This is a genomic window from Jejuia pallidilutea, from assembly GCF_002973595.1.
GTDB classification, from domain to species: Bacteria; Bacteroidota; Bacteroidia; order Flavobacteriales; family Flavobacteriaceae; genus Jejuia; species Jejuia pallidilutea.
The window spans coordinates 1-4,092 of record NZ_PVEO01000025.1 but is presented as its reverse complement, the minus strand read 5'-3'; the positions used below and the strand labels follow the sequence as shown (position 1 = coordinate 4,092).

The following is a 4,092-nucleotide window of genomic DNA, read 5'->3' as shown; positions in this document are numbered from 1 at the left end:
GTCCCCAAAATAGTAGGAATTTCAGGTTTTCGCCTGATTCAAATCGTTCAATTATTTTTTCGTTCGAGTAGTTCATTCAAATTAATGGCAACGGTCTCGTATAACCGTCAGTTACGGGTTTAAAGTTAATAATTTTCGGTTAAGCACAGACGTTAGCAATTCCGAGTGGATTCGGACGTAGTCGAATCCGCCGTAATTGCGGTTATACATTGTTGGGCACTGGCTTTTTATTTTCAATTTCCAATAATTTTGTTCCAAATCGATTTGTTTGGTATTAGATTTTTTCTCTTCAAATCCAAAACTTCTTTTCCGTTAGCTTTGATTAATAAGTCTAAAAACTTATTGTATCCGTTTTCTATTTTATATTCCAACTCATTTTTATAAAGCGGAAAAACATTATAAATATTTATCTGTCTGTTGTTTTTTTTGATTTCTGTAAAATCTTCGCCAAAAGTTACCGAAGGTAGAATTAAAGCACCTACAAATTCAGTTTCGTCGCTGTAAGGTGTCATATCTTCTTCTGCTTGAATTGTATGTCCAATTCCAATCCAAGTGTCGTAAAAATGTGGGAATTTGGCTGTTTGTTTTAGAACTGAAATAATCCAATCATTTTTATTTTCGCTGGGAAATACTTGGTCAAATTCAATTTCTTTTGGAATTAACATCATTAATTCCGCAAATTCTAATTCAGTCGGATTTTCTGCTTTTTCCGAAACGTTCATTTTTTAACGTACTCATTCCTGAAGTTAGAAGAATATTGAATTGAGCATTTTCTGGTTTTATGAAATAAACATCAAGATGTAAATCCAATGTCGGAATTTCGTGAAAAACTGTTATTAGGTTTTCGTCAAAGAACTTGTCTAAATGTTCATCAATCCATTCAGCGTGTTCGTAGTAATGTTTTCTGTCCGAGAACGGATTTTTATATTCTGCCATTTGTTTTTTCAGCTTGTGCCCAACGTTCGCGTATAATAATAGTTGCGTTTGTGTGCGCGAGGATTTTCCGAAGGAAAATCAGAAGCGAACAAACGTGCTATTACCTTAGTTTAGTCTAAAAATAGCAATTATTTTTATACATTGTTATGCGCAGGTTTTTATTGATTTTAACGGTATATTCATAATCCGACGTATTATTCAAAATTTTAAGGATCCGCTGTTTATATTCAACAGTTTTAGTAAAAAAGCCACAATTTTCATTAGGGTCTTTTTTTGGCTTTTTTTTTATTTTTTTTAATTAGAACGAACTTTTTAGCGTAACTAATTTTCCGCTGTTTAAACTGATTTTGGGCAAAGCTGAAAGTCCGCGTTTTTATTTTTTTTAATTCCGATGTCTTAAAAATTAGTTACGATGTTACCAAATCCGACGCTTTAATATCTAGGTCAATCCTAAAAGTCCGATGCAGGTTTTGTTGCTTTTTTAACTTGCGCATAACGTGTTTGTGTATGGTTAGTTGCGTGGTTAGGCAACTAAATTAGCAAACTTTTACGAACCCGAGAAAATTCCACAGGAATTTTCGCAAGTAAGCACATAAGAAGCAATTAATTATACACGTTGTTGGCAGTAGTTTTTATTCTTCCATCCACGTTTCTAATTTTCCAGTTTCTTTATTATAAAATATTATAAAAGTTATCTTTATTTTTCTCTTTGGTAATTTGAGATATGAAATGTTTATCGGTTTAAGTGCTTTCTTAATCTCTTTTCTACATTTTTTATCATCAGTTATATTCCACCACCAATCATCAATTCTTTCTCTGAATGTTTCTCCTTCCCAATCAACCCAAACTTTCTTTAATTTACCTTTTTTATTATAAGTCAAAATATATTTTTCATCACACAAGTCATAATATGGTGTTTTGATTGTATCCCAGACAATAGCTTTTTTTACTTGTTGAAAAAGAGTATCCTGTACTTTTTTTGCAATTTCTCTTTGTCTTTTTTCAAATCTGATTTTGTTAGCTATTTTTTCGTTTAAGATAGTCTTTTCATTTGTCTTAATTCCATCTTTAAATGATATATGAAGTTCCTTTTCATAAATCGAAGCATAACCCATATGAATGTATTGAACTCTTTTTCCTTGTGGAACTATTATTTTTCCAGTGAACCAATTCGCAAACACAGTTTCAGTTCCGAACATCTTTTTTAAGTCAGCATTTTTTATTTCAAGTCCGCAACTGTTATGACAACTGGTTACTTGTACTAAATAGAGCTTATCTCCTTTTAATTCCCAAATAGCTTTATATCCTCTCCAACAAGCGGTCGAACCACAACCAACAAAATCAATTAACTCTCTTTTTCCAGTTTGTTCAAAATACTTTTCAAGCGGATTTGAAAAAATTGCAAGTGTATCGCCTTTATAAACCAAATAATCTGGAACTTGTCCAGTTCCATAACTGAATTTGAAAAAGAGAAAAATTGATATGATTAGTAAATATTTCATTAGTTGGATTTAATTTCTCAAATGTAATTCAGCCTTTTTTGTCTTAAAAATCAAAATTAGGGAAGTATGTTTTTCGTTGAGTAAAGTGGTTTCTCAAATTACTGCCAACGGTTACGTATATGGAAAGTTGCGTGTTTGTGTGCGAGGATTTTCCGAAGGAAAATCAGAAGCAAGCAAACAAAGCAACTCACATTGATTAAGCACAAAATAGCAATTTTTTATATACATTGTTACCACACGTTTTTATTTATTCCGATTAATTTTTTCATCACTTGATTGTATCGGTACATTATTCTAATCTTTTCACGGGTCGGTTCAATGTAGTTGTATTTTATCGCATATTCAACTTCTATTTGTCTATGTATTTGCATAGATTTTTCTGTTGGCCAGCAAACAGCTAATCCAAGAAGTTCGCGTTTTCCATTCTTAAAATCCAATTCTGCTTGTTGTTCGCTATACTTATTGTGAAATTCAGGGTTTCCAATTGAATCTCGGTAGACAGATAATTTTTTGTCAGATATCCGAAGTTTTAGAGTGTCTCTAATTTCATTGAAGTCAAATTCAAAGTTTTCATTTAGAACTGGTGAATGGTCATTTACCTTTATGAAAATAGAGTCATTAAATACAGTACTAATTTTAAAAAATCCATTTAAGTCAGTTTTGAGTTCTATAATGCTGTCCTTTTGTAGAATCTTAATTTTATGGTTCCGATTTGTTAGATTTTCTATTGTTTCATCAGGGAATGATTCCAAAACATTCCATTCATTTTCGATTGATTTATAAAATTCCACCTTTCCAACAATTTCTTTTTGCGAGTAAAGACTTTGTTGGAAAATCAAAATGGTCAATATGAAAACGATTTTTCTCAAATGTGTGGTAACGGTTACGTATATGGAAAGTTGCGTGTTTGTGTGCGAGGATTTTCCGAAAGAAAATCAGAAGCTAGCAAACAAAGCAACTCACATTGGTTAAGCTAAAACTAGCAATTTTTTATATACTTTGTTGGCAATAGTTTTTTATTAATTTTAATTATGTTAGTCATACTCAAATTGTCTTTGAGATTGGTTTAACACCAACTTATTGTTATCTGTTTTCTCTAAACCAACATACTTGCCTTTACTTAAATCTAAAGTAAAAATATTCTCGACTTCATTTACGAATATTGTTAATACCAAGGTGGTATTCTTTGTTTTACATTTAATATTTTTTTTATCATTAATAGAGACTACAAGAGTGGCGTTTTCTTTTTTGATTTTCAGGAATATATCAGTCAGACCTACCGATTTGTCACTTGTTAAAATTTTATTTTTAAATACTAGACAATTATTAATTAAAAACGAGATTTTATCTTTTTCAAAGAAATCTTGAAAATCGATATTCAGATATAATTCTTCGTCACTAATTTTTTCATTTTGTGATTCAATTGGTTGTTCCGATTCCGCAAACTTTTCATTCACATTTTCAGGACTTTTCTTTTCATTTTCTTTTTGTCCGCAAGCAGATAATGTTAAAAGGATTAAAAAAAATTGAATGTATTTCGTCATTTCTTAAATTATTGCCAACGTGTTTGTGTATGGTTAGTTGCGTGGTTAAGCAACTAATTTAGCAAACTTTTACGAACCCGAGAAAATTCCGCAGGAATTTTCGAAAGTAG

At 31.0% G+C, this 4,092-nt stretch carries 4 protein-coding genes; all 4 read right to left on the bottom strand.

What is annotated here, in order from left to right; translation table 11 throughout:
* Nucleotides 1–233: 233 nt before the first annotated feature.
* Nucleotides 234–722 carry a suppressor of fused domain protein gene (locus CLV33_RS17350; protein WP_244906460.1) on the bottom strand — a complete coding sequence of 163 codons (489 nt, stop codon included), beginning with the start codon at nucleotides 720–722 and terminating at the stop codon, nucleotides 234–236.
* Nucleotides 723–1,568: 846 nt separating this feature from the next.
* Nucleotides 1,569–2,438: a hypothetical protein gene (locus CLV33_RS17345; protein ID WP_105474939.1), complete on the bottom strand. Its 870-nt coding sequence runs from the start codon at nucleotides 2,436–2,438 to the stop codon at nucleotides 1,569–1,571.
* A gap of 230 nt (nucleotides 2,439–2,668) precedes the next feature.
* Nucleotides 2,669–3,307 (bottom strand): hypothetical protein, encoded by a 639-nt coding sequence (locus CLV33_RS17340; protein ID WP_170064039.1) that lies wholly within the window; start codon nucleotides 3,305–3,307, stop codon nucleotides 2,669–2,671.
* Nucleotides 3,308–3,472: 165 nt separating this feature from the next.
* Nucleotides 3,473–3,982 (bottom strand): hypothetical protein, encoded by a 510-nt coding sequence (locus CLV33_RS17335; protein WP_105474937.1) that lies wholly within the window; start codon nucleotides 3,980–3,982, stop codon nucleotides 3,473–3,475.
* Between the last annotated feature and the right edge of the window lie 110 nt (nucleotides 3,983–4,092).